The organism is Streptomyces canus 299MFChir4.1, assembly GCF_000383615.1.
In the GTDB taxonomy this organism is placed as follows: Bacteria; Actinomycetota; Actinomycetes; order Streptomycetales; family Streptomycetaceae; genus Streptomyces; species Streptomyces canus_C.
Map to the genome: position 1 here is coordinate 1 of NZ_KB911695.1, position 1,240 is coordinate 1,240.

General features: G+C 68.1%; 1 protein-coding gene and 1 pseudogene. Both read right to left on the bottom strand.

The window, feature by feature from the left end; genetic code table 11:
* Positions 1 to 52 precede the first annotated feature (52 nt).
* A complete protein-coding gene (locus H293_RS56960; protein WP_078612969.1) occupies positions 53 to 361 on the bottom strand; it encodes an enoyl-CoA hydratase-related protein in 309 nt (102 codons plus the stop codon).
* Between the two features lie 2 nt (positions 362 to 363).
* Positions 364 to 1,144, bottom strand: a pseudogene (locus tag H293_RS62100) (IS701 family transposase); the annotation flags it as partial.
* Positions 1,145 to 1,240 lie beyond the last annotated feature (96 nt).

The following is a 1,240-nucleotide window of genomic DNA, read 5'->3' on the forward strand; positions in this document are numbered from 1 at the left end:
CGCCTCCAGGCCATCGAGCGAGAGACCGAAGTGGCCTGACAACTGGGGACGTTCACCCGTACGCGACCGGGGAGAGAAGTCCGTACGCCGACACGAGTCCCCGGTGCAGAGCCCAGCGGGGCGTGTAGGCGACGCCTTCGCCGACGGTCTCACGCAGAGTGGTGGCCATGCCGAGCATCCGCGCCGAGCGCACGGTGCCGCCGCCTGCAGGAAGGATGCCCATGGTGCGCTCGCCGAGCTGCCAGCGAACGGTCGGGGCGTCGAGGCCGACCCGGTGGTGGGCGGCTAGAGCGATTTCGAATCCACCGCCGAGCGCGGAGCCGGTAAGTGCCGCCGCAACTGGTGGGCCGAGAGTTTCCAGGCCGTTTCTGCAGCCCCCTTTGCGGCGTCGCCGGCCTGGACTGCGAGTGCGGCCAGGAAGGCATGGGCGAGGATCGCCAGGGTGATGTGCCGGTACCGGCCGACGTAGCGGCGGACCTCGTACTCATCGAGGCCACACTCGTTCTTCGCCGCCTGGAAGCACTCCTCGATCGCTCAGCGAGAGCCGGCGACCCGGACCAGCGCGGCCAACTCGATACCGAGGGGTGCGTAGCCGAGGTAGTAGGCAAGATCACCGGGATCGGACAGGCCGCGGCGGGCCATTGCCCAGCGGTGATGGGTGGGCGGATCGGGGTCGAAGATCAGGTTGGCGGGAAGCTTGCCACGGCCCAGTCGTGGACGCGCGGGCCCCTCGCGCCGTCGCCGCGGGACAGCCACTGCCAGGCATCGGCAGGGGCGCCCTCGATGAGCTGGTCAATGCGCCAGATACCGGCCAGGGACTTGATCTGCTGGGACTTGGGCACCGCGACCACATACCGACGGCAAGTTGTTCGAGCAGACGGCTGAGATGCCAGTCCTGCCCATAGGCTTCGTCCGCAGTGACCCACGCGGCGGGCAGACCGCCGACGAGGCATCGACGGACGATGTTCCGGGCCAGTTCTCCCTTGATGGCAAAGCCCCGTTCGCCGGGGATCTTCGCCGCCTGGCAGCGCTCGCGGTCGGAGGTCCAGGCTTTCGGCAGGTAGAGGTCCCGGTCGACCAGGGCCCGACCCGAGCTGGTGGCGTAGGCGGCGAACACCCCGATCTGACAGTTGTCGATCTTTCCCGGGGCTTGATTCTGAATAACTGTCAGGGTTGATCTTCCGGATGGTCCTCGTCAGGCAGGCGAACTCGAAGCTGTTCGAGGGTCCGGGCGGGCGAC